This is a genomic window from Bradyrhizobium sp. NAS96.2, from assembly GCF_001908235.1.
Classification (GTDB): domain Bacteria; phylum Pseudomonadota; class Alphaproteobacteria; order Rhizobiales; family Xanthobacteraceae; genus Bradyrhizobium.
This window is the reverse complement of the sequence record NZ_LGHK01000081.1, coordinates 62,452-88,391: the sequence shown is the minus strand read 5'-3', so window position 1 is coordinate 88,391 and position 25,940 is coordinate 62,452. Positions and strand designations below refer to the sequence as shown.

25 protein-coding genes and 2 pseudogenes are annotated in these 25,940 nt (G+C 64.3%); 14 read left to right on the top strand and 13 right to left on the bottom strand.

The features are described 5' to 3' along the window. Positions 1 to 69: 69 nt before the first annotated feature. On the bottom strand, positions 70 to 2,442 hold the full coding sequence (locus AC628_RS19090; RefSeq protein WP_074128293.1) for a xanthine dehydrogenase family protein molybdopterin-binding subunit: 2,373 nt from the start codon (positions 2,440 to 2,442) through the stop codon (positions 70 to 72). A 219-nt stretch (positions 2,443 to 2,661) separates the two neighbouring features. Here AC628_RS19090 and AC628_RS19085 point away from each other — a divergent pair. The 3 genes and pseudogenes from AC628_RS19085 to AC628_RS19075 all read left to right on the top strand — a co-directional run bounded on the left by AC628_RS19085 (position 2,662) and on the right by AC628_RS19075 (position 5,646). Beyond that, a pseudogene (locus AC628_RS19085) lies at positions 2,662 to 3,704 on the top strand (Ppx/GppA phosphatase family protein). Between the two features lie 166 nt (positions 3,705 to 3,870). Then, positions 3,871 to 4,566: an RlmE family RNA methyltransferase gene (locus AC628_RS19080; RefSeq protein ID WP_074128292.1), complete on the top strand. Its 696-nt coding sequence runs from the start codon at positions 3,871 to 3,873 to the stop codon at positions 4,564 to 4,566. Positions 4,567 to 4,815: 249 nt separating this feature from the next. Continuing rightward, on the top strand, positions 4,816 to 5,646 hold the full coding sequence (locus AC628_RS19075) for a Crp/Fnr family transcriptional regulator (RefSeq protein WP_074128291.1): 831 nt from the start codon (positions 4,816 to 4,818) through the stop codon (positions 5,644 to 5,646). 25 nt (positions 5,647 to 5,671) lie between these two features. On the opposite strand, the gene AC628_RS19070 is transcribed toward AC628_RS19075, so the two are convergent. After that, on the bottom strand, positions 5,672 to 5,869 hold the full coding sequence (locus AC628_RS19070; RefSeq protein ID WP_074128290.1) for a hypothetical protein: 198 nt from the start codon (positions 5,867 to 5,869) through the stop codon (positions 5,672 to 5,674). 114 nt (positions 5,870 to 5,983) lie between these two features. Further along, positions 5,984 to 6,439, bottom strand: coding sequence for a phasin family protein (locus AC628_RS19065; RefSeq protein ID WP_245321225.1), 456 nt, complete (start codon positions 6,437 to 6,439; stop codon positions 5,984 to 5,986). Between the two features lie 341 nt (positions 6,440 to 6,780). On the opposite strand from AC628_RS19065, the gene AC628_RS42985 reads away from it, so the two are divergent. After that, entirely contained in the window at positions 6,781 to 7,068 is a 288-nt protein-coding gene (locus AC628_RS42985; RefSeq protein ID WP_143201681.1) for a hypothetical protein, read from the top strand. A gap of 62 nt (positions 7,069 to 7,130) precedes the next feature. Here AC628_RS42985 and AC628_RS19055 read toward each other — a convergent pair whose 3' ends face one another. After that, positions 7,131 to 8,618, bottom strand: a complete 1,488-nt coding sequence (locus AC628_RS19055; RefSeq protein ID WP_074128288.1) for a DHA2 family efflux MFS transporter permease subunit — start codon at positions 8,616 to 8,618, stop codon at positions 7,131 to 7,133. A 238-nt stretch (positions 8,619 to 8,856) separates the two neighbouring features. On the opposite strand from AC628_RS19055, the gene AC628_RS19050 reads away from it, so the two are divergent. The 4 genes from AC628_RS19050 to AC628_RS19035 all read left to right on the top strand — a co-directional run bounded on the left by AC628_RS19050 (position 8,857) and on the right by AC628_RS19035 (position 12,565). After that, entirely contained in the window at positions 8,857 to 9,102 is a 246-nt protein-coding gene (locus AC628_RS19050; RefSeq protein ID WP_074128287.1) for a hypothetical protein, read from the top strand. 191 nt (positions 9,103 to 9,293) lie between these two features. Then, entirely contained in the window at positions 9,294 to 10,784 is a 1,491-nt protein-coding gene (gene guaB / locus AC628_RS19045) for an IMP dehydrogenase (protein ID WP_074128286.1), read from the top strand. 279 nt (positions 10,785 to 11,063) lie between these two features. Then, positions 11,064 to 12,086, top strand: a complete 1,023-nt coding sequence (gene curA / locus AC628_RS19040) for an NADPH-dependent curcumin/dihydrocurcumin reductase (protein WP_074128285.1) — start codon at positions 11,064 to 11,066, stop codon at positions 12,084 to 12,086. A 221-nt stretch (positions 12,087 to 12,307) separates the two neighbouring features. Then, positions 12,308 to 12,565, top strand: coding sequence for a hypothetical protein (locus tag AC628_RS19035; RefSeq protein WP_074128284.1), 258 nt, complete (start codon positions 12,308 to 12,310; stop codon positions 12,563 to 12,565). A gap of 6 nt (positions 12,566 to 12,571) precedes the next feature. On the opposite strand, the gene AC628_RS19030 is transcribed toward AC628_RS19035, so the two are convergent. Both AC628_RS19030 and AC628_RS19025 read right to left on the bottom strand, forming a co-directional pair. After that, entirely contained in the window at positions 12,572 to 13,408 is an 837-nt protein-coding gene (locus AC628_RS19030) for a metallophosphoesterase family protein (protein WP_074128283.1), read from the bottom strand. 138 nt (positions 13,409 to 13,546) lie between these two features. Further along, complete coding sequence (locus tag AC628_RS19025) at positions 13,547 to 13,981, bottom strand: hypothetical protein (protein WP_074128282.1); 435 nt, start codon at positions 13,979 to 13,981, stop codon at positions 13,547 to 13,549. Between the two features lie 157 nt (positions 13,982 to 14,138). Here AC628_RS19025 and AC628_RS19020 point away from each other — a divergent pair, with 157 nt between their 5' ends. Beyond that, positions 14,139 to 14,561 (top strand): MAPEG family protein, encoded by a 423-nt coding sequence (locus tag AC628_RS19020; protein ID WP_074128281.1) that lies wholly within the window; start codon positions 14,139 to 14,141, stop codon positions 14,559 to 14,561. Positions 14,562 to 14,583: 22 nt separating this feature from the next. Next, the gene (locus AC628_RS19015; RefSeq protein ID WP_074128280.1) at positions 14,584 to 15,891 is read left to right on the top strand and encodes an RsmB/NOP family class I SAM-dependent RNA methyltransferase; all 1,308 of its coding nucleotides are present in this window, start codon (positions 14,584 to 14,586) and stop codon (positions 15,889 to 15,891) included. Positions 15,892 to 15,989: 98 nt separating this feature from the next. On the opposite strand, the pseudogene AC628_RS19010 reads toward AC628_RS19015, so the two are convergent. Then, positions 15,990 to 17,273 (bottom strand): annotated as a pseudogene (locus tag AC628_RS19010) (MFS transporter). Positions 17,274 to 17,386: 113 nt separating this feature from the next. On the opposite strand from AC628_RS19010, the gene AC628_RS19005 reads away from it, so the two are divergent. Then, positions 17,387 to 17,863 (top strand): winged helix-turn-helix transcriptional regulator, encoded by a 477-nt coding sequence (locus AC628_RS19005; RefSeq protein ID WP_074128279.1) that lies wholly within the window; start codon positions 17,387 to 17,389, stop codon positions 17,861 to 17,863. A gap of 162 nt (positions 17,864 to 18,025) precedes the next feature. Here the strand turns inward: AC628_RS19005 and AC628_RS19000 are convergent, their stop codons facing one another. Together AC628_RS19000 and AC628_RS18995 are read right to left on the bottom strand one after the other, a co-directional pair. Beyond that, positions 18,026 to 18,358, bottom strand: coding sequence for a DHCW motif cupin fold protein (locus AC628_RS19000; protein ID WP_074128278.1), 333 nt, complete (start codon positions 18,356 to 18,358; stop codon positions 18,026 to 18,028). A gap of 201 nt (positions 18,359 to 18,559) precedes the next feature. Beyond that, the gene (locus AC628_RS18995) at positions 18,560 to 18,931 is read right to left on the bottom strand and encodes a nuclear transport factor 2 family protein (protein ID WP_074128277.1); all 372 of its coding nucleotides are present in this window, start codon (positions 18,929 to 18,931) and stop codon (positions 18,560 to 18,562) included. 137 nt (positions 18,932 to 19,068) lie between these two features. Between AC628_RS18995 and guaA the strand changes: the two genes are divergently transcribed. Continuing rightward, positions 19,069 to 20,667, top strand: coding sequence for a glutamine-hydrolyzing GMP synthase (gene guaA, locus AC628_RS18990; protein ID WP_074128310.1), 1,599 nt, complete (start codon positions 19,069 to 19,071; stop codon positions 20,665 to 20,667). Between the two features lie 142 nt (positions 20,668 to 20,809). Here the strand turns inward: guaA and AC628_RS18985 are convergent, their stop codons facing one another. Beyond that, positions 20,810 to 21,238 (bottom strand): hypothetical protein, encoded by a 429-nt coding sequence (locus tag AC628_RS18985; protein WP_074128276.1) that lies wholly within the window; start codon positions 21,236 to 21,238, stop codon positions 20,810 to 20,812. Positions 21,239 to 21,488: 250 nt separating this feature from the next. Between AC628_RS18985 and AC628_RS18980 the strand changes: the two genes are divergently transcribed. Further along, positions 21,489 to 21,707 (top strand): hypothetical protein, encoded by a 219-nt coding sequence (locus tag AC628_RS18980; protein WP_074128275.1) that lies wholly within the window; start codon positions 21,489 to 21,491, stop codon positions 21,705 to 21,707. A 16-nt stretch (positions 21,708 to 21,723) separates the two neighbouring features. Here the strand turns inward: AC628_RS18980 and AC628_RS18975 are convergent, their stop codons facing one another. Continuing rightward, on the bottom strand, positions 21,724 to 21,963 hold the full coding sequence (locus AC628_RS18975; RefSeq protein ID WP_074128274.1) for a hypothetical protein: 240 nt from the start codon (positions 21,961 to 21,963) through the stop codon (positions 21,724 to 21,726). A gap of 163 nt (positions 21,964 to 22,126) precedes the next feature. Between AC628_RS18975 and AC628_RS18970 the strand changes: the two genes are divergently transcribed. Further along, positions 22,127 to 23,416 carry a c-type cytochrome gene (locus tag AC628_RS18970; RefSeq protein ID WP_074128273.1) on the top strand — a complete coding sequence of 430 codons (1,290 nt, stop codon included), beginning with the start codon at positions 22,127 to 22,129 and terminating at the stop codon, positions 23,414 to 23,416. Here AC628_RS18970 and AC628_RS45360 read toward each other — a convergent pair. Beyond that, positions 23,320 to 23,736 (bottom strand): hypothetical protein, encoded by a 417-nt coding sequence (locus AC628_RS45360; protein ID WP_245321224.1) that lies wholly within the window; start codon positions 23,734 to 23,736, stop codon positions 23,320 to 23,322. The two genes, AC628_RS18970 and AC628_RS45360, sit on opposite strands and share 97 nt — an antisense overlap. Before the next feature lie 53 nt (positions 23,737 to 23,789). Beyond that, complete coding sequence (locus AC628_RS18960) at positions 23,790 to 25,760, bottom strand: 4Fe-4S binding protein (RefSeq protein ID WP_074128309.1); 1,971 nt, start codon at positions 25,758 to 25,760, stop codon at positions 23,790 to 23,792. Between the last annotated feature and the right edge of the window lie 180 nt (positions 25,761 to 25,940).

Below are 25,940 nucleotides of genomic sequence, written 5' to 3'. Positions count from 1 at the left end.
TGCCTCTGGAATACTGGATCACCCGCTTTCGCGGGTGATGACAGCTGTATGCGTTGTGACAGCGCGCCCTTACGCCGCGTTCGCCTTGGCATCCTGGATCGCGCGCCAGACCCGTTCAGGCGTCAGCGGCATGTTGATGTGCTTGACGCCGTATTCCGACAGCGCGTCGACCACGGCGTTGACGATGCAGACGAGGCTGCCGGCGCAGCCGGCTTCGCCGCAGCCCTTGGTGCCGAGCGGGTTGGATTTCGCCGGCGAGGGGTGATCGCCGACCTGCATCGACGGCACGTCGCCGGCGCGCGGCAGCGCGTAGTCCATGAACGAGCCGGTGATCGGCTGGCCCGAGGCGTCGTAGCTGACTTCCTCCATCAGCGCCTGGCCGATGCCCTGCGCGACGCCGCCATGCAATTGGCCGGCGACGATCATCGGATTGACCACGACGCCGAAATCATTGACCGCCGAGTAGCGCACGATCCGCGTCACGCCGGTGTCGGGATCAATCTCGACCTCGGCGACGTGACAGCCGTTCGGGAAGGTCGACGCGGTCTCCTTGGTGGCGTGATCGACGTCGAGCGTCTCAGGCGTGCCCTCGGGCATCTTGCCGGCGCGCATCCGCTCGGCGAGTTCCATGATGCCGATCGAGCGGTCGGTGCCAGCGATGGTGAAGCGGCCCTGGCCGAACTCGATGTCGGCCTCGGAGGCCTCCAGCATATGCGCGGCGGCCTTCTTGCCCTTCTCGACAACGAGCGCGGAGGCCTCGACGATCGCTTGCCCGGTCGCGGTGATCGAGCGCGAGCCGCCGGTGCCGTTGCCGAAGCGGACGAGATCGCTGTCGCCTTGTTCGAGCGTGATCCTCTCGAAGGGCACCCCTAATTGGTCGGACAGCACCTGCGCGAACGGCGTGGCGTGGCCCTGGCCGTAGTCGAGCGTGCCGGTGGTGAGCTTCACCGAGCCATCAGGCTCGAAGGTGATCTTGCCGAGCTCGCCGGACGGCGGCGCGGTGACCTCGAGATAGGAGCCGACGGCGATGCCGCGCAGCTTGCCCTTCTTCTTGCTCTCCTTCTTGCGCCTGGCGAAATTGTCGTAGTCGGAAATCTCCAGCGCCTTCTGGAACACGCCGGCGAAATCGCCGCTGTCATAGGTCACGCCGGAGGCGGCCGGGAACGGCAGCTGCGACGGCTTGATGAAGTTGCGCTTGCGCAAGGTGAAGCGGTTGATGCCCATCTCGTCGGCGGCGGCATCGATCAGCCGCTCCATGTAGTAATTGGCCTCGGGCCGGCCGGCGCCGCGATAGGCGCCCATCAGCGTGGTGTTGGTCAAAACCGTCTTGATGTCGACGCCGAGCAGCGGCGTGCGATAGACGCTGGCGAGGTTCTTGCCGGTGTTGAGCGACAGCGGCCCCGGCGCGACGCCGGTGATGTAGGCGCCGAGATTGCCGTAGCCGGACAGCCGCACCGCCAGGAACTTGCCGTCGGCGTCGAGCGCAAGCTCGGCATGGATCAGCTGCGCGCGGCCCTGGCTGTCGGAGAGGAAGCTGGTCGAGCGCTCGTCCAGCCACTTCACCGGACGGCCGAGCTCGCGCGCCGCATGCGCGATGCAGGTGTATTCGGGATAGTTGAGGTTCTTCATCCCGAACGAGCCGCCGACATTGCCGGTCAGGATGCGGACCTTGTCGGCCGGCACGTTGAGCAGGCGCGCCAGGATCGCCTTGTTGCCGGAAACGCCCTGGGTCGGCACCTGCAGCGTGAAGCGCCCGGCCTTCTTGTCGTAATGCGCGAGCGCGACGCGCGGCTCCATCGAGACCACGGCGACGCGGGTGTTGACGATGTCGAGTTTTGTGACATGCGCGGCGGCGGCGAATGCCGCATCGATCTTGGCGGTGTCGCCATAGTGATAGTCGAGCGCGACGTTGTTCGGGATGTTGTCATAGAGCTGCGGCGCGCCGGGCTTCGATGCCTCGGCGGCGTCGGTCACCGCGGGTAGCGGCTCGATGTCGACCTCGACCGCCTCGGCCGCATCGCGGGCCTGAGCTGCGGTCTCCGCCACCACAAAGGCGACGGGATCGCCGACGAAGCGCACCTTGTCGGTGACGAGCGCCGGGCGGTTGGTCTGCTTGAGCGGCGAGCCGTCGCGGTTCTTCAGCGGCAGGCCGCAGGTGAACGGCTTGTAGCCGGCGGCCGCGAGGTCGGCGCCGGTCCACACCCCGAGCACGCCCGGCATCGCCTTGGCGGCTTCGGTGTCGATCCCCTTGATGATTCCGTGGGCATGGGAGGAGCGGACCATCCAGCAGATGGCCTGGCCGGGCAAGGAGAAATCGTCGGTGTATTTGCCCTTGCCGCGCACCAGGGTGTCGTCCTCCTTTCGTCGAACGGGCTGTCCGACACCGTATTTTTGCAGTGCGATAGCGTTTTCGAGGGAGGCGGGCGGCGTGTGATCTTGCATCGAAAATGACCTGAAATGCCCGGATTTGCTGGAGTCTGGGGGCGCAGAGGAGATAACGCACGCCCTCCTTAACGACAACGCCCGATTGGGCATGGACCCAATGTGAACGGAGTTTGCGCAGGGCTTTGACGCTGCTAAAGTTTCTGTGAACGACAATTATTCGGCGGGCCCAAGGATCCCGATGGATCCACCTTGGTGTCCCGCGGAAAGACAGTTTTGATGAACGACCATGTGCGGCTTTGCGACGGCCCTCCGGCCGGCGAAGCCCCGTCAGGATTGGTTGCGGCAGCCGCGGATACTGGCGTCTACGCCGCACTCGATCTTGGCACCAACAATTGCCGGCTGTTGATAGCCTGTCCCACTGGCGACGGGTTCCGCGTGGTCGACTCCTTCTCGCGGATCATCCGGCTCGGCGAGGGCATCGCCGCGACCGGCTCGATCAGCGAAGCGGCGATCGAGCGCGCCATTGCCGCGCTCGCCATTTGCAGCGACAAAATCCGCTATCGCAAGGCCCGCCGGCTGCGGCTGATCGCCACCGAGGCCTGCCGCGCCGCCGGCAACGCCGAAAGCTTTCGCGCCCGCGTCGCGCCGCGACCGGCATCGAGCTCGAGGTGATCGACCGCGAGACCGAGGCGACGCTCGCTGTGATCGGCTGCTCGCCGCTGCTCGATCCGAAGGGGCGGGGCGCCATCCTGTTCGACATCGGCGGCGGCTCGACCGAGCTGGTACGGATCGAGCGTGATCCCGCCGCACCCGATGCGCCGCCGCGGATCAAGGCGTGGATGTCGATCCCGCTCGGCGTCGTGACGCTGGCCGAACATTTCGGCGGCAGGAACGTCACCCGGGATTTGTATGCGCAGATGATCGATGAGGTCGCGCGGCATGTCGCGCCGTTCGCGGCCGAGCACGGCAAGGACCTGCGCGACATGCACATGCTCGGCACCTCGGGCACCGTGACCACGCTCGCCGGCGTCTTCCTCAATCTGTCACGCTACGACCGCCGCCGCATCGACGGCATCTGGATGAACGATGGCGACGTGTCAGCGACGATCCAGAAGCTGCTCGGCATGAGCTACGAGGCGCGCGTCAACAACAACTGCATCAGCGTCGAGCGGGCAGATCTGGTGCTCGCCGGCTGTGCGATCCTCGATGCGATCCGCAACGCGTTCCCGATGCCCCGGCTCCGCGTCGCCGATCGCGGCCTGCGCGAGGGCATGCTGGTCGAGATGATGCGCGAGGACGGCGCGCTGCGGGCGTGCTAGAGCTTCTCTTGCCTCGCCCCGCTTGCGGGGAGAGGCCGGATTGCATGTCAATGCAATCCGGGTGAGGGGGACTCTCCACGAGCTCATCTCTCACCTTCATTGCGGAAACAGCCCCTCACCCCAACCCTCTCCCCGCAAGAGCGGGGCGAGGGAGTAGAGAAGTAGTATGGCGAAAGACACCACCGGGCGGCTGCACGTCACGGTCAAGAGCGGCGGCAAGCGAAAACTGTCGTCGAAACTCTGGCTCGAGCGCCAGCTCAACGACCCCTATGTCGCCAAGGCCAAGGCGATGGGCTACCGCTCGCGCGCGGCCTTCAAGCTGCTCGAGCTCGACGACAAATATCGCCTGCTCAAGCCGGGCATGACCGTGGTCGACCTCGGCGCCGCGCCCGGCGGCTGGAGCCAGATCGCGGCCAAGCGCACCGGTGCCGCCGACGGCAAGGGCAAGGTGGTCGCGATCGATCTCCTGGAGATGGGCGAGATCCCCGGCGTCACCTTCGCGCAGCTCGATTTCCTCGATCATGACGCCCCGGAAAAGCTGATCGCGATGATGGGCGGCCGCGCCGACATCGTGATGTCCGACATGGCCGCCAATACCACGGGCCACCGCAAGACCGACCAGTTGCGCATCATCGGCCTGGTCGAGACCGCCGCGCATTTCGCCGGCGAGGTGCTTAATCCCGGCGGCATCTTCCTGGCAAAAGTGTTCCAGAGCGGCGCCGACGCCGAGCTGGTGGGGCAGCTGAAGCGCGATTTCGCCACCGTCCGCCACGTCAAGCCATCAGCCAGCCGGCAGGATTCATCGGAGCGCTACGTGCTGGCGACTGGGTTTCGCGGGCAGCAGCCGTTGCGAGGAACGTAGCGACGAAGCAATCCATCCAGATGCGCGATGGGATGGATTGCCTTCCGGCTGGGTACTACCGAGGTCCGACGATGCCTGGGGGTGGTGCCCCGGAAGAAAGGGGGCGCGGACCAAGCTGAAGCTGTTGGAACTCTTTCCCCTGCGGCGTATTCTATTTTCCCGGCGCGGTCTGTTCGTTGCGTATCTCAGCCTGACGCCACAGCGGAATCTGTGCAACGAGCCGCGCCTCCGTCTGGGAGATGTCCCGTGATGGAGTACAGGACGCGCATAGGCAATCGTCTTCTGGCTGCGCTGCCGCACGCAGATTTCGATCTGCTTGTGCCTCATCTACGCAAAGTATCGCTCGAACGCGACCTCGTGCTGGTGCGGTCGGGCGACCCCGTCGAACAGATCTATTTCCCGTGCACGGCCTTGATCGCGTTCGTCATGGACATGCCGAACGGACAGGCCGTCGCGACCACGATGGTCGGCAACGAAGGGGCGGCCGGCATCCTGTCGACGCTGCGGCCGGTGCGTTCGCCGATGACGGCGGTGGTTCGCGTCGCAGGCACGGCATGGCAGATCTCGCCGGCGCGGTTTCAGGCAGCGCTCGTGCGAAGCCACGCACTCGCGGATACGGTGCAACTCCATATGCGGTCGTTGCTGGTGCAGTTCCAGCATATGGCAGCGTGCAACGCGCTGCACTCGGTGGAAGCCCGTCTGGCCCGTTGGCTGCTGCAGATTCACGACCAGATCGGCCAGGACACACTCCCGCTGACGCAGGAGACGCTGTCGGAATTGTTGGGCGTCAGGCGAACGACCGTAACCCACGTCGTGCAGAAGCTCCGTGCATCGGGGGCGATCCGGTCCAACCGACGCAGCTCGATCGAGGTCGACAGGCAGGGCCTCGAAGCGGCGGCCTGCGAATGCTACGAAATCATGCGAGACAGGATCGATCGCATCGTTTCGGCCGAAGGTTTGAAACCGTCCGGTCGCGGTGCCGCGGCGCATGGGCCGCGGCGTTCGCACGCTCAACCATGGGCCAATGGCGACAAGGCACATCCGCATGTGGCGGGGGCCTCGCGATCACGCAGCCATTGATCAACCTGTCAGGCGGGCGTGGGTGTCAGGACGCCTCGAGCATCCGCTCGCCGGGTTCGTCGACCCAAGCGTCCTTGGCAAACCATTCGTGGGTGGCCCGGCAGATCGTGCAGTAGGTGCGCGAAAAGAACACCGTGCTGCAGCGAAATGTCTCGTGGTCGGCTTTCTTGTCGGTTGTGATCGCGCGGCCTGTCCGCGGACATCTGATCATGATCACGCCCACGGCGTCCTCCTCCAATGTCAGGTATTGCTGGATCCGCGCCCCTCGGCTGGAGGGCGTCTCTTCTTGTGGGAGACGCTCGTTCCAGCCGGGGCTCCGGGAGCGGGGGCTTGCTCCTCAGGAAGCTGTCTTCAACGCCCTTGCAAGGCTCTTCTTGAGCGGCTCGGAGGTCTCGGTCGCGACCTTCTTGGTGAGCTCCCAAAGCTCCTTGTTCTGCGCGGTGGTGACCTCGAAGTTCCTGCGGCCATGCTCGGCCGAAAGCTGGATCGCTTCCAATAGCGACTTGGTGCCGGCAAGATCGGTCACGAAGGCGAGGGCCGAACTGGCGTTGGTGCTCGAGATCTCGACCAGCTTGGCGGCATAATCCGCGGTGCCGTTGGCGTTGATCGAATAGGCTTCCCTGAGCAGGAGGGAGATTTCGGCCGAGGCTTCCTTGACCTTCTCGAACTGCTCCTTGGCGCGCGTTGCATTTTGCTCGGCGATGCCCTGGAAGGCCTTGGGGAAGGCAAACAGGGGCAGGCCGAAGCCGACTTTCGGATTGCCGTTCACTTCGTTCGTATTCGCGTCACTCACTGGCTCTGATCCTTTCAAGCGAAACTCAATCAAGGAAAATCCGGACCTCCGTGGCGCACGGACACCACGGAAGGGAATCCGGAGCGCTTCCTCCTGCATAATTTTCTGCTGATGTGGGGTCACTGCGTGCCCGCTTGAGCCGGACTGTGCAGGAGCGGCGGCGGCACTTCCGTTCGCTTTCTGACTCTCGCGGGGATTTTTTTGCAGGACCCGGCTCAGGCCAACATTTCGGCGTGGTCGATAGGAACCTGGAAGAGACGGCCGGCGTCGAATCCCTGCTCCCGGCGCCCGAGCCCCCCAAGCCCCACCGGGAGAAAACCCCCACTGGGTTGGCGGCCTTGGTGCAGCAGCGTTTCGTGCACTGGGGCCGTTTGATGAAAGAAAAAGGGCTGGCAAAGCGACATTCCCAGGCGCATATCTTGGCAATGGCGACAATTGTTCAATGCAATTGCGGCGCCGAGTACAGACGCACTGAAGAGAAGTTCTTGGTGCCGCATACGGGTGACGCGATCTGCACGGTCTGCGGAGCTGCGCTGGAATCGTGGCTGGAAGCGACCCACGTTCCGACATACGAACTAATTGAACGTCCGGATCGACAACAGACAACCGGAATGACCGGCCATCCCTAAACGGCCCGGTCGTGACGGGCGGCGCGCCTGTACCGTGCCTCGCGAATAGCTCGCTTGATCGACTACCCCAGCCGCTGATCCCTGGCGTTCTGGGTGTCCTCGGTCGCGACCTTGACGGCTTCAGCGGCGGCCCGCTTCTCGGCGCCCTTGCGGCTGGAGATATCGATCGCCTTGCGGCCGGCGATCTCGTTACCGGCGTCGACCGGCATCTGCCAGAAGAACCACGCCGACGCCGCCGAGATCAGCGACACCACGATGAAGGCCGGTCCGAATACATCGGCGGAGAGTTCGGTCTGGTGATGCAGCGCCAGCGTGGTTTCGACCGAGAACGCGCCGACCGCGACGCCCGCGGACACCGCGAGCTGCTGGTTGACGCTGACCAGGGTGGTGGCGCGGCTCATCTGCGGCGGCTCGACTTCGGCATAGGCGACCGTGTTGATCGCGGTGAATTGCAGCGAGCGGAAGAAGCCGCCGACCACCAGGATAGTGAAGATCAGCATCAGCGGCGTCGAGATCGTGAACAGGGCGCAGGCGGCGAGGAAGGCCGAGCTGACCACCGCATTCACCGTCATCATGTTGCGGAAGCCGAAGGCCTTGATGATGCGCGCCGCCAGCGTCTTCATGCCCATGGCGCCGACCGCGGATGCAAACGTCACGAGGCCGGACTGGAACGGCGACAGGCCGAAGCCGACCTGCATCAACAGCGGCAGCAGGAACGGCAGCGCGCCGATGCCGAGCCGGAACATGAAGCCGCCGACGATCGACGCGCGCATGGTCGGTAGCCGCAGCAAGCCGAAATCGAGCACTGGCGAACCGGTGCGCCGCGCGTGGATGACATAGAGCGTCATCGACACCGTGCCGACGCCGACCAATCCGGCGACGATCGGCCACGGCAACAGATTGAGGCCGGCGACCGACAGCCCGAAGGCGATGCCGGCGAGCCCGATACCGGCCAGCACCAGTCCCATCAGATCGAAGCGCTCAGGGGCCTCGCTCTTGATCGGATCGATGTATTTCAGCGCGAGGAAGATACCGAGCAATCCGATCGGAATGTTGATCAGGAATATCCAGTGCCAGGAGAAGTAGGTGGTGATGAAGCCGCCGAGCGGCGGCCCGATCACCGGGCCTATCAGCGCCGGGACCGTCACCCAGGCCATCGCGTTGACGAGCGCGCTCTTGTCGACCGAGCGTAATAGAACTAATCGCCCAACAGGCGTCATCATCGCTCCGCCGAGGCCCTGCAGGATGCGGGCGAACACGAAATCGGTCACCGAGGAGGACAGTGCGCAGCCGATCGAGCCCAGCATGAAGACGGCGACCGCTCCGGCAAACACGATGCGGGCGCCGAAGCGGTCCGCCGTCCAGCCGCTCGCCGGGATGAACACCGCGAGCGACAGCAGATAGGACGTGATCGCGAGTTTCAGCGTCAGGGGGCTGGTGCCGATATCGGCGGCAATCGCCGGCAGGGAGGTCGCGATCACCGTGGAGTCCATGTTTTCCATGAACAGGGCAGTGGCCACGATGAGCGGGATCAGGCGTTGTTTGTTCATCAAAATAGGACAGCTATGCTGAAAAAGGCGGGCGAGGGGGCCATATCATCCTGCCTTGAGCGGCGCTATTGCGGAACCGGCCAAACGCCCTAAATCCAGCGTGACGCTGGTATGCGTCCGCCAGCGCTCGAGCCCTGTTCCGACAGGGTCGGAACGGGGCTCTGGATTCATGTTTTGACGCGTTTTCATCACGCGAACCGGTAACCACTTCGCTCGAAAACGCTCTGGAAGGTTTGCCGTGATCTACGTCCTCGCCGCTCTCTTGCCGCCGATCGGGCTGCTCCTGAACGGACAGCCGTTTTCGGCCATCTTCAATCTGGTCCTGATCGTGTTTTGCGCGATTTTCGGGCTGTTTTTCCACGTCTTGCTGCTGGTGCCGTCGGCCCATGCGGTGATCGCCGTCCACATCAAGCGGGAGGACCGGCGCCACCGCGAGATGGTCGAGGCGATCCGCCGGTACGGGCCGCCGCAGGGTTATCGCTAGACAGGCTGCCGGGGGCCGTAAAAAGCCTGTGCATGGCTGGCAAACACTTTGATTCGTCATGCCGCCATGCTATCGACCAGCGTCAACCCCACCGATGGGCACCGATTCGACGGTGACGCAGCGAGCGTCGCCGCAGGCGGCGTTCATCCGTAAGACCCATTGCGGCTGCGGCCGCAGACAAGGAGTTGGCAATGGCCACGGGATTTCCGGCTATCCGAGAAGCCTTCACGTTCGACGATGTGCTTCTGAAGCCCGGTCTGTCGGACGTCCTTCCCTCGGAAGTCGATATCCGCTCGCGCGTCACCCGCGCGATCTCGCTCAACATCCCGATCATGGCGTCCGCGATGGACACCGTCACCGAGGCGCGGATGGCGATCGCGATGGCGCAGGCCGGCGGCCTCGGCGTCATCCACCGCAACTTCGATCCGGACGGCCAGGCCGCGCAGGTGCGGCAGGTGAAGAAGTTCGAATCCGGCATGGTGGTCAACCCGCTGACCATCGGCCCCGACGCCACGCTGGCCGACGCGCTGACCTTGATGAAGGAAAACGGCATCTCGGGCATTCCGGTCGTCACCGGCGCCGCCAAGAACGTGCCGGGCAAGCTGGTCGGCATCCTGACCAACCGCGACGTGCGTTTTGCCAGCGATCCCCGGCAGAAGGTCTCGGAGCTGATGACGCACGAGAACCTCGTGACCGTGCGCGAGGGCGTCGGTCAGGACGAGGCGAAGCGGATGCTGCACAAGCATCGCATCGAGAAGCTGCTCGTCGTCGACGACCAATATCGCTGCGTCGGCCTGATCACCGTGAAGGACATCGAGAAGGCGGTCGCCCATCCGCTCGCCTGCAAGGACGCGCAGGGCCGGCTTCGCGTCGCCGCCGCCACTACGGTCGGCGAGACCGGCTATGAGCGCACCGAGCGGCTGATCGATGCCGGCGTCGACGTCGTCGTGGTCGATACCGCGCATGGCCATTCGCGCCATGTGCTCAACGCCGTCAACCGCATCAAGCGGCTCTCCAACGCCGTGCAGGTCGTGGCCGGCAACGTCGCCACCGAAGGCGGCGCACAGGCCTTGATCGATGCCGGCGCTGATTGCATCAAGGTCGGCATCGGCCCGGGCTCGATCTGCACCACGCGCATCGTCGCCGGCGTCGGCGTGCCGCAACTCACCGCGATCATGGATGCGGTCGCGGCGGCGAAGAAGGCGGACGTGCCCGTGATCGCCGACGGCGGCATCAAATATTCCGGCGACCTCGCCAAGGCGCTCGCCGCCGGCGCCGACATCGCGATGGTCGGCTCGCTGCTCGCCGGCACCGACGAGACGCCGGGCGAAGTCTTCCTGTGGCAGGGCCGCTCCTATAAGGCCTATCGCGGCATGGGCTCGGTCGGCGCGATGGCGCGCGGCTCGGCCGACCGCTACTTCCAGCAGGACATCAAGGACACGCTCAAGCTCGTGCCGGAAGGCATCGAGGGCCAGGTGCCCTACAAAGGCCCGGTCGGCAATGTGATGCATCAGCTCGCCGGCGGTCTCCGCGCCGCGATGGGCTATGTCGGTGCCAAGGACATCAAGGACTTCCACGAGAAAGCCGAGTTCGTCCGCATCACCGGCGCCGGCCTGCGCGAGAGCCACGTCCACGACGTGACCATCACCCGCGAAGCCCCGAACTATCCGGGCGGGGTGTAAGTTCTTCTCCCCGTCATTCCGGGGCTCGCGAAGCGAGAGCCCGGAATCCATTCGGCCGCATCGTTGGTGGAAGAATGGATTCCGGGCTCGATGCTTCGCATTGCCCCGGAATGACAGTCTTCAAAAGTTCGGCGCCAGCGCCGTCCTCGAAATGACGCCCGTCATTTCAAACAACGTTTCAAACAAGCGCGCACGAAAACAGCAAATCCATCTCCCTTGCGGGGAGGTCGATTGCGTGACTACGTGTGCGCCACGAACCAATCATCCCAAGAGGAAATCATGTCCCAAGGAAAACGCATCGTTCTGGCCTCGCGTCCGCACGGCGAGCCGACGCCGGCCAATTTCAAGCTCGAAGACTACGCGCCGCCGACACCGGGCGCGGGCGAGGTCCTGCTCCGCACCATCTGGCTGTCGCTCGATCCCTATATGCGCGGCCGCATGGCCGACGGTCCGTCCTATGCCGCGCCGGTGCCGGTCGGCGGCGTGATGGAAGGCGGCACGGTGAGCGAGGTGATTGCGTCGAACAATCCCGGCTTTGCCAAGGGCGATATCGTGCTGTCGCGCGCGGGCTGGCAGACCCATGCGCTGTCCGACGGCAAGGGCCTTGCCAAGATCGATCCGAAGATCGCACCGATCTCGACTGCGGTCGGCGTGCTCGGCATGCCCGGCATGACCGCCTATACCGGCCTGCTCGAGATCGGCAAGCCGCAGGCGGGCGAGACGGTGGTGGTTGCGGCCGCATCCGGCGCCGTCGGCTCAGCGGTCGGCCAGATCGCGAAGATCAAGGGCGCGCGAGCGATCGGCATCGCCGGCGGCAAGGACAAATGCGCCTACGTCAAGAACGAGCTCGGCTTCGACGAGTGCCTTGATCATCGTGATCCCAATCTCGCCGCCAAGCTGAAGGAGGCCTGCCCAAAGGGCATCGATGTCTATTTTGAGAATGTCGGCGGCGCGGTGTTCGACGCGGTGTTTCCGCTGCTCAATGCGTTCGCGCGGATTCCGGTCTGCGGCCTGATCGCGCATTACAACGACACCGAGGCGCACGCCCCGAAATGGGCCGGCGCGATGATGCGCAACATCCTGACCAAGCGGCTGACCTTCCGAGGCTTCATCGTCAGCGACTTCGCCGCCATGCATGGCGACTTCCTGCGCGACATGTCGCAGTGGGTGCGCGAGGGCAAGGTCAAGTACAAGGAGTTCGTGACCGAGGGCCTGGACAGCGCGCCGGAGGCCTTCATGGGCCTGCTCAAGGGCGCCAATTTTGGCAAGCAACTGGTCCGGGTCGGGCCCGACAAGGCCTGAGCGCATAGCGTTTTCGAGCGAAGCCCGTCCCGGACTTAATCCGGGATGGGTACCGCTTCGCGTCAAGAAAACGCGTCAAAACGGGGCTTTCCAGCTCCCATTCCGCGCAACAAAGTATCAAAAACGCCACATTGGCGGGCTTTTGGGGGCCTTTCGGCCCCCATTTGCTTGACGGAGACCCGGAGCAGTTGATTCAATATGGCTATATTTCAGGTGTAGCCATGGTTTTTGAAGCTATTGTTTTCGGGGTCATTGTTCTCGCCGTCGGCTATTGGGCGACGATGTTCGTCATGGGCCGCCGCGACGACGTCCTGCATGGAAAATTCGTCGAGGAGGAGCCGGCCGCCGAACCACCGCGCCTCATGCGGCCCGCGCCTCGCGTGCGGCCCGCGCCGGCAGCGCCGCAACCGAACAAGGACTCGCTGCAGGCGCTGCTCACCGTCATCAAGCGGGACCTGCACGACGCCGCGCGGAGCTGACGCGGCTCAAGCCGGCTCTTTGCCGAGCAGCATGTCCAGGTCGACATCGACCTGGCCCTTGGCCCTGACGTGGCGGACCTCGAAGCTGTCCGGCTGGAAGCGGTATTCGACGAGACCGACTTCCTTGACGCCGATCACTTCCTGCCGCGCATCTGAAATGACGAAACCGGCCGAGGGCACCCAGATGTGCCTGATATGCTCGAACGTGTAGTCGCGGCGCTGATGCACATGGCCGCTGCCGACCAGGCGCCAATCGACCTTGCCGAACATCTCGATCAGGCGGCGGCGCGCCGGCTGCGGCACGTAGCGGATCGCGGTTTCGACGCGCTCGGCATCGTAGGGCACGTCGAGGTAGAGCGGCTTGTGCACGAACAGCGCGACCGGCCGGCCGACGGCCTTGTCGAGCGTGCCTGCGAGCCAGTCGAATTGCTCGGCCTCGCTGTCGAGGCCGGTGTTCATGATCAGCGAATTCAGCCCGATGAAGCACCAGCCGGCGGCGTCGAAATGCCAGCGGTCCTCGCCGAGCACGGAGGTGAAGGCGCCGCGCGTTTGTTCGGTCGGCAGTTGTGACGGCGCAGGCCCGACCGCGGTCGGATTGTCGCCGATGTCGTGATTGCCCGGCAGATAGAGGCAATCGACCGGCAGCGCGTTGTGCAGCTCCTTGGCGAACATCATGTCGTCGCGGCTGGTCGGTCCGTCGAACGAGACGTCGCCGGAGTTGAGCATGAGATCGGGGCGCGTCGCATCGATGTGCTCGCTGACGCGATGAAAGTTGTCGACCAGCGACTTGAAGCGGCGCGCGAGGTGGGTGTCGGAGATTTGGGTCAGGCGAAACTGGGGCATGCATCGCTCCTTTCGCCTGGAGCATAGGTCGGCGCGAAGTCGGAACGATGACGATTTCGCCGTCTTATTCGCTGCCCTGTTTGATGCGTTGTTTGATGTCTTGTTTGAAGAGGCTTGTTTGAAGCGTTGGTGTCGACCCTAGATCGCGAGCTGCATGATCGAGGGCGTCGGCGCGGCAGGCGGACGGACGCGGCTTCCGAGCAGTCCGGTGCTGGAATTTGTTCCCGTCACGGCCGGCTGTGCGTCGAGCCCAAGATAGGCCAGCGCATCGCGGCCCATGTCGTAGGCCGCAAAGCCGAGCAGGGCGAGCAGCAGCGCCGCGGCGAGGCTGTGCCTGACGATGTCGCGCGTCGAGCGATAGCCACTGCGGAAATAGGCCGAGAACAGGATCGCGACCAGGAGCGCAGCGGCGATGCCGGCGAGCCCCGACATCACCATGCCGAGCCCGCCATCCGCCGAATCGTCGAACCAGCCGATGCCGGGGTCGATCACCTTCAGCAGGGAGCTGAGGAGATCGCCGAGGGCCGCCGCCGCCAGGGCCGCGCTGTCGAGGATCGGGGTGATGATGCGCATCGCGCCATCCCTGGGAACTGAAACCGCCATTGGTCCCGGGAGTTGGTCAGCCGGGCTCGGATGATGGTTCAACGGGTTACCGCGCACGCTTCATTGTCAGGGCCGCGAGCGGCGGCTAAGAGGGCGGCCGGGTGCCCGCGGCTGATGGAGATTCTCGATGTCGGTTCAAATGGTTCTATTGCCGGTCTTCATCCAGATTGGGCTGACCTTCGCGTTGTTGTTCGCGATGGCGACAGCGCGCACGCGGACGCTGGCGAGCGGTGAGACCAAGATGAAGGATATCGCGCTGCGCGAGCCCAACTGGCCCGCCCGCGCCACCCAGTTCGCCAACTGCTTTGCCAACCAGTTCGAGCTGCCGGTGCTGTTCTATGTCCTGATCGCCATTGCGCTGCCCTTGCGTCGTGCCGATCTGTTCATCGTGCTGATGTCCTGGGTGTTCGTGATAACGCGGTTTGCCCATACCGGGGTGTTCGTCACCTCCAACGACGTGCGGCCGCGCTCGCTCGCCTGGTTCGCCGGCGTGCTGGTGCTGGCGGCGATGTGGCTGTATTTCGCGCTCAGACTGCTGCTGCTGATCTGATGCGCCCAACCGAAAGAGACCAATGACCCCCGCTGCCCGGCTTTCCGCCGCGATCGAGCTGATCGCCACCATCGACGCACAGCGCATTCCCGCGGCGAAAGCACTGAAGGAATGGGGCACCGCGCACCGTTATGCCGGCTCCGGTGATCGCGCCGCGATCTCCGGCCTGATCTGGGATGTGCTGCGCCGGCAATCCTCCGCGGCCTGGCTGATGGACGATTCCAGCGCGCGGTCGCGCGTGCTCGGCATGCTCAAGCTCGAGCGCGGCATGGATATCCCGACGATCTCGGCACTGTGCGACGGCGGCCGCTTCGCGCCGGATCCGCTGACCGCGACCGAGGAGGCCGCATTGGCCTCGCGCACGCTCAAGGACGCGCCGGCCCATGTCGCGGGTGACTATCCGGACTGGCTCGACCCGCATCTGGCAAAAGTGTTCGGCGACGACCGCGCCGCGGAGGCGACCGCGATGGCGAGCCGCGCGCCGCTCGATCTGCGCGTCAACACCCTCAAGGCCAAGCGCGAGAAGGTGCTGCCGCGGCTATCGCATCTCGGCGCCAGGGAGACGCTGTGGTCGCCGCTCGGCCTGCGCATCGAGCTCGGCGCCGACGCGCGCAATCCCGGCATCCATGCCGAGGAGGATTTCATCAAGGGCGCCATCGAGGTGCAGGACGAGGGCTCGCAGCTCGCCGCGCTGTTCGCGGCGGCCAAGCCCGGCGAGCAGGTGATCGATCTCTGCGCCGGCGCCGGCGGCAAGACGCTCGCGATTGCAGCTCAGATGCAAGGCAAGGGTCGGCTGATCGCGACCGACAGCGACAAGCGCCAGCTCGCGCCGATCCATGAGCGGCTGTCGCGCGCCGGCGTGCACAATTGCGATGTCCGCACGCCGCGCGGCGAGGAGGAGGTGCTGTCCGACATCAAGGCCTCCGCCGACCTCGTGCTGATCGACGCTCCCTGCACCGGCACCGGCACCTGGCGCCGCAATCCCGACGCCAAATGGCGGATGCGCCCCGGCGCGCTCGAGGTGCGGCTGAAGGACCAGGCCGAGGTGCTGGAGCGCGCGGTGCCGCTGGTGAAGGCTGGCGGCCGCATCGCCTACATCACCTGCTCGGTGCTGTCGGAGGAGAACGGCGAGCAGGTCAGAGCGTTTATCGCGCGGCACCCGGAGTTTTCCGTGCAGCCGCCGGAGCAGACCGCATCGCTGCTGTGGGACAAGGCCGAGGCATTTGGAGAGGCTGCGCTGCAATCGGCCGAGGGCCTGCTGATGACGCCGCGCCGCACCGGCACAGACGGGTTCTTTGTGAGCGTCCTCAAGCGCCAGGCGTCATCCTGAGGTGCACGCCGGGCGGTGTGTCAGCAGCGCTCGGCGTGCCTCGAAGGATGGGATGGAGCCCGGCCGTCGCCCTTCGAGACGGTCGCTTCGCGACCTCCTCAGGGTGACGGGACTGAGCAAACGCTCTGCGTCACCGGCGTCCGGCTCACCATGATCACCCAGAACAACAGCGCGACGGCGCTGATCGCGGCGCCCAGCGCGCAGACGCCGATCCAGCCGGCCGCCGCATAAGCGATCGTCGAAGAGATCGCGCCGAAGCCGGTGCCGATCGAATAGAACACCATGTAACCGCCGACCAGGCGGCTCGCGGCCTCGGGGCGCGCGGCGACGATCAGGCTCTGGTTGGTGACGTGGATCGCCTGCACCGCGAAGTCGATCATCAGCACGCCGACCAGCACCAGCCACAGCGAGGTGTTGAGGCAGGCGATCGGCACCCAGCCGGCGAGCATCAAGAGCAGCGACAATCCGGTGGTGCGCTGGCCCCATCCGCGATCGGCGAGCTGGCCGGAATTGCGCGCGGCGAGCGCGCCGGCAAGGCCCGCGATTCCGAGCATGCCGATGGTGGTGTGCGACAGCGACAGCGGCGGGGCGGCGAGCGGCAGCACGACCGAGCTCCAGAACACGCTGAAGCTTGCGAAGATCAGGAGCGCGAACACCGCGCGCTCGCGCAACACCTGTTCCTCGACGAACAGCGCGACCGTCGAGCGCAGCAGCTTTGCATAGGACGATCCGGCCATCGGCTGCGGCGCATGCCGCGGCAGCGCGCGCGCCAGCAGCGCGGCGAGCACCAGCGTCAGCGCAGCGGAAGTGAGATAGACCACGCGCCAGCCGCCGAGATCGGCCAGCGCCCCGGCGGCAAAACGTGCCAGCAAAATACCCGACACCACGCCGCTCGTGACCGTGCCGATGGTGCGGCCGCGGTCGGCGGGCGCCGCCAGCGTCGCAGCGTAGGCGACCAGCACCTGGATCACGACCGCAAGCAGCCCGACCAGCACCATGCCGGCGAGCAGCACGGCGGCGTTCGGCGCGGTGCCGACGAGGGTGAGCACAAGCGCCGACAACACGGTCTGGCCGACGATCAGCCTGCGGCGGTCTCAGAGATCGCCGAGCGGCACGATCAGCACCAGGCCGAAGGCGTAACCGATCTGCGTCAGCGTCACGACGCCGCCGATCACGGCGGGCGCAATGGCAAGATCCCGCGCCATGGTGTCGAGCAGCGGCTGTGCGAAATAGATGTTGGCGACGCTGAGCCCGCAGGCGACCGCGAACAGCAGTACGACCGCGGGTGACAGCGCGCTTGCCGTGGTGTGGCCCGCCTTGTGATCCTCCTTGGCCGGTCCTGCCTCCGCCGGCCGGGCCTTCGTCATGGTCTGGTTCGTCATCTCGCCTCCGCTGCAATTCGCAATCTGGTATTATCATGAGACCAGTTGCGTTCCGCGCTGTCTAGTCCTATTTTAAGACCAGTTCGGAATCGTGATCGAGGAGGAGGGCCGCGATGAAGCGGACCGGATTCGCCAAGGCGGACTGCCCGGTGGCGCGCGCGCTGGATGCGATCGGCGACTGGTGGTCGCTGTTGATCGTGCGCGACGCATTCGACGGCCTGCGCCGGTTCGGTGACTTCCAGAAGAACCTCGGCATCGCCAAGGGCATGCTGACGACGCGGCTGCGGACGCTGGTCGAGCTCGGCGTGCTCGAGCAGGTCGCGGCGTCAGATGGGAGCGCATATCATGATTATGTGCTGACGAAGCGGGGGCACGACCTGTTCCCGGTCGTGGTGGGCCTGCGGCAATGGGGCGAAGCGCATCTCTATGCGCGCGGCGAGCCGCATTCGGTGCTGCTCGACCAGGCCGGGCAGGCGGTCGGCCAACTCGTGCTGCCGTCGAAGAGCGGCAAGCCGCTGGGCTGGGCGGATACGAAGGTAAGGAAGGTTGGTGCGCGCCGAGCTTCCTCCGCGTCATTGCGAGGAGCGTAGCGACGAAGCAATCCCATCTATCCGCGCACGCGGTGAAATGGATTGCTTCGCTTTGCTCGCAATGACGGGGATGGAGTCGGGCTGTCGCCCTTCGAGGCTCGCTTCGCTCGCACCTCCAGCGACAACGGCGAAGCCGTTGCGCGGGGGTGACGGGTTAGATTTTCAATCCACGATAAACAGCGTCGCGCCCGTCGCCGTCGACGAGCGGTGCGCGGCGTCGCCGAAGTCGGAGACCTGGTAGCTCATGCCGGGCTTCAGCGTGAACTTGCGGCCGTCGCGCAGCTCGGTGTCGAGCTCGCCGGTGACGACGTAGAGCACATGGCCGCGGTCGCACCAGTGATCGGCGAGATAGCCCGGCGAATACTCCACCATCCGCACCCGCAGCTCGCCGATGTTGAGCGTGCGCCACAGCGCTTGCCCGGTCTCGCCGGGATGCACTGAAGGCTCGACGTTGCTCCAGTCGGTAACGGTGAAGGGCAGGGTCGGGATTTTCATGGGCGTCCTCGTGGTGCTGTGTTCATCTTATGCGTTGCATCCCAACCCATTGACGTCATCCTGAGGTGCGCGCCGGGCGGTGCGCAAGCAGCGCTCGGCGAGCCTCGAAGGATGGTTGCAGCCGGGCTGTCGCCCTTCGAGACGGTCGCTTCGCGACCTCCTCAGGGTGACGGGAAAGAGTTGGGAACGATGGCTCCAACCTCAATGCACCAGATGGTTCGCCGAACCCTGCCGGATCTTGCCCTGATCATCGAGCCGCAGATACTCGCAGATCTTCTTGCCGCGTTCGTTCTGGTAGAACACCACGACGCTGTCCGGCGAGACATAGAGGTCGATCAGCTCGAAATGCAGCTCGGGCAATTTCGCCAGCGCCGCGCTCCAATAGGCCCGCAGCTGCGCCTTGCCGCGCACGGTGCCTGACGCGCCGAAGCCGAATGCCGGAATCCCGTCCGACGTCATCTCGGTATCTTCCGAATACATCGCCAGCACCCGCTCGAGGTCGCGCGCGTTCCAAGCGGCGACCCACTCGTGGCCGAGCGCGGTGAGGCGGGACGGGTCGTGAAAATCCGGCATTGGTTTCCTCCATGGTGCTTATGGTCAAATTAGGTCAATGATACTGACCTATATCGATTTGTCCATGCCCAAAGAAGAATGTGGGCGCAACGCTGGCCGCGGTTGCGGGGGCGGGCGCTGTCGCGTATCTGCTTGCCATGACAGCCCAGCACACAGCCCGCGAACCGTCGACGCCATCAGTGGCCTCGGCGCATGACAAGATTCTGATTGTCGATTTCGGCAGTCAGGTGACGCAACTGATCGCCCGCCGCGTCCGCGAGATGGGCGTCTATTCCGAGATCGTGCCGTTCCAGAAGGCGGAGGCCGCCTTCGAGGAGATGAAGCCGAAGGCGGTGATCCTCTCAGGCGGCCCGGAATCGGTGCACGAGACCGGCTCGCCGCGCGCCCCGCAGCTGATCTTCGAGTCAGGCGTTCCCGTGCTCGGCATCTGCTACGGCCAGATGACCCTGGCGGCCCAGCTCGGCGGCGAGGTCGAGGGCGGGCATCACCGCGAATTCGGCCGCGCCGATGTCGAGGTGAAGACCGACAGCCAGCTGTTCGACGGCATCTGGAACCACGGCGAGAAACACCAGGTGTGGATGAGCCATGGCGACCGCATCACCAGGATGCCGCCCGGCTTCTCGGTCGCCGGCACCTCGCCGAATGCACCGTTCGCGATCATCCAGGACGAGAAGCGGAAGTATTACGGCCTGATGTTCCACCCCGAAGTGGTGCACACGCCCGACGGCGCAAAACTGCTGCGCAACTTTGTGCGCAAGGTCGCAGGCCTCACCGGCGACTGGACCATGCGTGCCTTCCGCGAGGAGGCGATCGAGAAGATCCGCGCTCAGGTCGGCAGGGGCAAGGTGATCTGCGGCCTCTCCGGCGGCGTCGATTCTGCTGTCGCGGCGGTCCTGATCCACGAGGCGATCGGCGACCAGCTCACCTGCGTGTTCGTCGATCACGGCCTGCTGCGGCTCGACGAGGCCAAGACCGTCGTCGACTTGTTCCGCAACCACTACAACATCCCGCTGGTCCATGTCGACGCGTCGAAGGAGTTTTTGGGCGAGCTCGAAGGCGTCACCGATCCCGAGGTGAAGCGCAAGACCATCGGGCGCCTGTTCATCGAAGTGTTCGAGGCGGAAGCCAAGAAGATCGGCGGCGCGGAATTCCTGGCGCAGGGCACGCTCTATCCTGATGTGATCGAGAGCGTCTCCTTCACCGGCGGCCCCTCGGTCACCATCAAGTCGCACCACAATGTCGGCGGCCTGCCGGCGCGCATGAACATGAAGCTGGTCGAGCCCTTGCGCGAATTGTTCAAGGACGAGGTGCGCGTGCTCGGCCGCGAGCTCGGCCTGCCCGAAGTCTTCGTCGGCCGCCACCCGTTCCCGGGCCCCGGCCTTGCGATCCGCTGCCCCGGCGACATCACCCGGGAAAAGCTCGACATCCTGCGCAACGCCGATGCCGTCTATATCGACCAGATCCGCAAGCACGGCCTCTATGACGCGATCTGGCAGGCTTTTGCGGTGCTGCTGCCGGTGAAGACCGTCGGTGTGATGGGCGACGGCCGCACCTACGAATACGTCGTCGGCCTGCGCGCCGTCACCTCGACCGACGGCATGACCGCCGACTTCTACCAGTTCGACATGAAGTTTCTGGCCGAGACCGCGACGCGTATCATCAACGAGGTGAAGGGCGTGAACCGGGTGGTGTACGACGTGACCAGCAAGCCGCCGGGGACGATTGAGTGGGAGTAGTGTGGCCGGCGGCCGTCGCGCAATTTGGCGTAGTTCGGTGAGGCTGTTCTCACTTCCCTTGCGGTGCAAGCTCTGACATTCAGGCAATGATTGCCGTTGGCGTGCGGAGGAATCGGGGGTCGCAGAGGTCGCCACCATTCAGTTAGGAAAGCGGCTGCGTCTCCGAGAAGATATCAACGATATTGTTGGTCATGCCGTTCACGATCAGCACCTGGTTCTTCATCTTCACGTACATGTAGTCACGCAGCTCGGGCATTTGCGAGAGAACCGGCGTCGGAAACGATTGGGCCTTAACTCCCTTTGGAATCTTGGCGCCAACAGCAGGAGTGAAGTCCTTGGCGGATTTGGTGGCCGCCAGCCGGAATTCCACCTCGTTGCGTTCGGTCAGCACGGCCTTGCGAATCTGCTCACGCTGGGAGTTTGAGAGGTTGAGTTTCGGTAACGATGGATTCTGCGGCACCTTGGTGCCGTTGCTCAGTTCAACCGCGCCCTGCGCATTCTGTTGCGCCGACGAAAGCGCAGTGCCGCCAAGCATGATTGCCAGTGCGGCGACAATGGTGAGGCTCCTCATGGGCTTCATCCTTCTGCGGATGCTCTGCCCTGGAAAGTAACGGAGAGATTTTTCCTCCGTTCCTGACGAGCCTTCACTGCATAAGCATTTCACATTTCACCCGTGATCCGCTCCGGTTCCAGATCGGGAACCAGCGAGCGCTCAGCTCAACATCGCGAGAGCTGTGAGGCGGTTCACACCGCGGTGCCGTGCTTGGCACTATTGGATACCGCTGCAAGATATTTCTGGATTTCAAAGCGGGAGATTTCGCATGAAGCTTCTGATCATTGTCTCTTTCACCGCCGCCGTTGGTCTGCTTGCTGCACTGACCGGCATCCCGCGGTCACACTCGGGCTGGACGACCGGGCGTTCCGGTACAGCAAGCACGTCGATATTGCATGACATGCAAAGCGCCCGCAGCATGGACAATTTGCCGGCCGAGGACTTCGAGGATCGGTCGTTGGTGTATCCGAGGGAAAACAAGCGTTGATTGGAAACGGCAAGCTTCATGGGCCCCAAAGGGCAGCCGCAACGAACTGATCGCCCGCCACCAGACCGAGCGATTGCAGTTCATCTCGATGAGCGCTTATTTCAAGAATGGCGAGGAGAAGCGCCAGCACGATCGCGGTAAAGATGAGCCCCGGCGATGCTTTGGCGGGCACACGCTCAGGGCTTGGCGAAGTCGCATTGCGAAGCAATCGCCATAAAGAGATGAGATGCAGATACGCTTTTGGTCGTATTTGCATGACGTCATCCTTGACGTGTCACGACCGAGCATAGGATCAGGCTATATCCGGTTCAAGCTGACAATGGGCGTCGCGGCATTGAGTAGCAGGTGGACCTTTTCTCCTGCGATGCAGCATTGAACCGGGCAACTGCCGCCAACGTTGACGAGACTAGCGAGTGCGAATGGCCCATGAAGCAGCCACCAGTCTGAGCATGACCGCCGCTCTGCTGGCGCTTCTTGTTGCGTCGGCGCAAGCGCAATTGGCAGGTCACGGCGGGCCGGTACGGGCAATTGCGATCTCCGGCGATGGCAACAGCCTGCTGTCGGGCAGCTTCGACACCGCCGCAATCCGATGGTCGCTGAAGACAGAATCCGCCGAGCAGGTCCTCCGCTTCCACTCGGATGCGGTGAACGCGGTTGCCTTCCTGAAGGATGGGCGAATGGTGACCGCCGGAGCGGATGCGAAGGTCGCGATCTGGACGCCCGGCAGGCAGCAGCCGGACCAGGTTTTCGAGGGCCATACCGCGCCGATCGTTTCACTCGCCGTCTCGCCGGACGGCGCAAGACTGGCTTCTGCCTCCTGGGACCATACGGTTCGCGTCTGGTCACTGGGCGATGGCGCGCAGCAGGTGCTGGAAGGGCATTCGCAGCAGGTCAATGGCGTCGCATTCACGCCCGATGGAAGATCTCTGGTGAGCGTCGGATACGATCGTGAGCTGAGGATCTGGCCATTGGCGGGCGGCACTCCAAACGTCATTGCGCTGGGATCACCCCTTAACGCCGTGGCAGTCACGCCTGACGGCGAGATCGTCGCGGGTGGTGCCGATGGGAAGCTGCGCTTTCTGACGATGGAGGGCCACGAGAGCGGCGAAGTGCAAGCTGGGCAGAGGCCTATTGTCGCGCTGGCAATCTCTCGGGACGGCACGTCGGTGGCGGCTGCGGGAATTGGCGGCGGCGTTGCCTTGATTGATCGCAAAGCGCGGACCATCGCGCAAACGCTGGCCGAGTCCGGTTCGCCCGTGTGGTCGGTCGCGTTCTTGCCGGACAGCGCGACATTGCTGACCGGCGGCGCCGACGGCAAGGTCCGGCGTTGGAACGCACGGACCGGCGCTGCCGTCGGCCCGTCGCAAGCCGCGCCGAGCGATCCGCTTGCCGCTTATGCCGGAGATCACGGCGCCGAGGTGTTTAGGGCGTGCGTTGCCTGTCACACTCTGTCGGAGAAGGACGCGCAACGCGCTGGCCCCACGCTTGCCGGCCTGTATGGGCGCAGGATTGCGTCGCTGCCGGGCTATCGCTTCTCGGACCCTCTCAAGAGCATGAATATCGTATGGACGCCCGAGACCGTGTCGAAATTGTTCGAACTCGGTCCGAACACCTATACGCCCGGCACAAAAATGCCGGAGCAGCGGATTGGATCTGCGGAGGATCGCAAGGCGCTAACCGATTTTCTCGGGCGCGCGACATCGAAATGACGCATCTTGGTGAAGGTCCAATACCCGGGCCATTGCTCGACCGGAAGATCCGTTAAATTCGGACGGTTCTTGAGCATGGCGGAGACGTCCATGTTGGGATGGTCCTTCATTGCCTCCGTGACGCAATTGTTGACGTATTTCCGGCGTGAGAGCCACTTGATCTTCTTGCCCTTCGCTTCCGCCTTGCAGGCCACGATCGCGCGCTTGAGGACGGCCTTGTCGGCCTTTGATACGGCAGCCTCTGCCGGCACAGCCTGTATTGCAATGGTACCAACAAACAACGCGGTCACAAAGAATCTTGCGTTCGTGCAACGAAACATAACGCGCTCCCCGTTTGTTACTTATCGATTGATTACTTGTTCGTAATCTCCGGCTAATCCTTGTTTTCTCGCTGGCGTAAATAATCATCCGTCGTCCGGGGCGGGGCGCGTTCCGGAATGTCGTTGAACGGATCGAACTGCTGCTCGCTCATGACGACGACGCGGCAGTCGGCGCACATCCTGACCACGTCCAGCCGCTTGTCGCCCGCGGGATACATCCAGTGCCGGCCCTCGAGCTTCGCCGCGATCTTCTCGATCGTGCTCTTCACGCCGAAGGGCGTGCCGCAGCGGACGCAAAGCGCCGGCTCTTCTTCCCTGATGATGCGGGCTGGAGCGGTGGCGGCGCGGAAGTCGATCTGCGGCTTCAAGGTGATGACCTTTTCCGGGCAGGTGCTCTGGCACAATCCGCACTGCACGCAGGCATCTTCGACGAATTTGAGCACGGGACGCTCGGGATCGTCGCGGAGGGCGCCGGTGGGGCAGGCCGAAACGCAGGCCAGGCACAGGGTGCAGCCATCCACGTTGACACTGATCGCTCCGAGCGGTGCGCCTTCCGGCAAGGCAATCACGTCAGTCGGAGCAGGCGCAACGCGGTGCAACTCGCGAAGAGCGAAACGAAGCAGGTCGCGCCGCTTGCCTACCGTCTTGAAGGTTGCGGGAGTCTTTGCGGCCGGCGCGGGTTCGATGGCCCGCAGCACGTCTCCCAGCACATCGGGATCATCCGTTTCGATGGTTGAGACACGTTGGCCGGAAAAGCCAAGCCCGACAACAATCGCATCAGCCATCGCTATGGTTCGGCGAAGACCGGCGACATCGTGACGCGGTTTGGCCCGTAGCAGGAAACGGATTGCCGCCGTGCCATAGGCAAAGGAGGCTGCAATCGCTTCGAGGCCGACCTGCGTCACCTCGTTGACGATGAACGGCAGCACGTTGGCAGGAAGCCCGTCGCCGTGGCGGGCGAGAGCATCGATCAGCGCAGTGCCTTGTTGGCCATCGTGAAACAGGATAACCGCATTCGAGCCGCCGGCTTCACGATAGGTCAGCAGCGTCGCGCGCAATTTGTGAAGCAGGGCGTCGGCCGGCGGCAAGGCATAGGTCGCTGCGCCCGTCGGACAGGCCGCGGCGCACTGCCCGCAACCGGCACAGACTTCCGCATTGATCCTGACATGATCGCCATCCGGGCTGATCGCTCCGGTCGGGCAGAGATCGAGGCATCGATGGCAACCCGTCAATTTCGAGCGCGAATGGACGCAAATCTCGGGGGTAAAATTGACGTATTTGGGCTTGTCGAAGCTGCCGACGAGGTCGCGCGCCCTCAGCACTACACGCAGCATCGCAGCCGGATCTCGCGGGTCGGCACGGAGATAGCCGTCGCGCAGTTCGTGGGCGGAGAAAAGCGGCGTTCCGCCCGAGAGATCAAGGACGATGTCGCAGCGCGATGTCAGGTCGTTGCGCGGAGCTTTGAAGACGAGCGCGTTGCGTGAGGAGGGGTGCGGGGCCGCATAGTCGTCGACTGTCAGCTCGAACGCTCCCAGATAGCCCCGGGCGTTGCGGATCGTTCCCTTGACAATAGGGAACAACGTCGTTGCCGGCGGCATGATTTGTGCTGGCCTTGTGATCATGACCGTCACGTCGAGATGCTCGGCAAGCAGTCGGCCAGCTTCAATCGCCACTTCGTCGCGGCCGTAGATCAGGACCACCCCTCCGCTCGACAGGGTGACAAACGGAAAATCGGGCATTGCCTCCGACGCCGCTGCAAGCAGAGCTGCCATTTTTGGGCCCGCCTTCGCACCCTCCGCCGACCAGCCGGCCGTCTCCCGAAGGTTGACGAATTCCATCGTCCCGGCACGTTCCTTCGCTTCCTCGCCAAACAGCGCCGCCTCCTGGGTGCAGCCGACGATGAGTGGTCCATCCGCCTTCGCCGCGTTGCGAAAATGATCGAGCTCAGCACGGCAGAGCTGACGGAATCCGGCGATTTCGCTTTTGCGGCATCCACGCCTGATCGCGCCCGTGTCGAGACGCATCGTGTCCTCGCACGAGCAGATCAGGATCGCTTTTGGCGGTTCGGACATGCGCAGCCGCTTACCTCACCGAGAGGCAGGGAACGATCGCGAGCAGACTCGCGTCAATCCTTCTGCTCGATTAAGTTATTCTCACGAGAAAGGAAAAGGAAGCTGGAGGTCCGACTGACACCGACAGCCCCC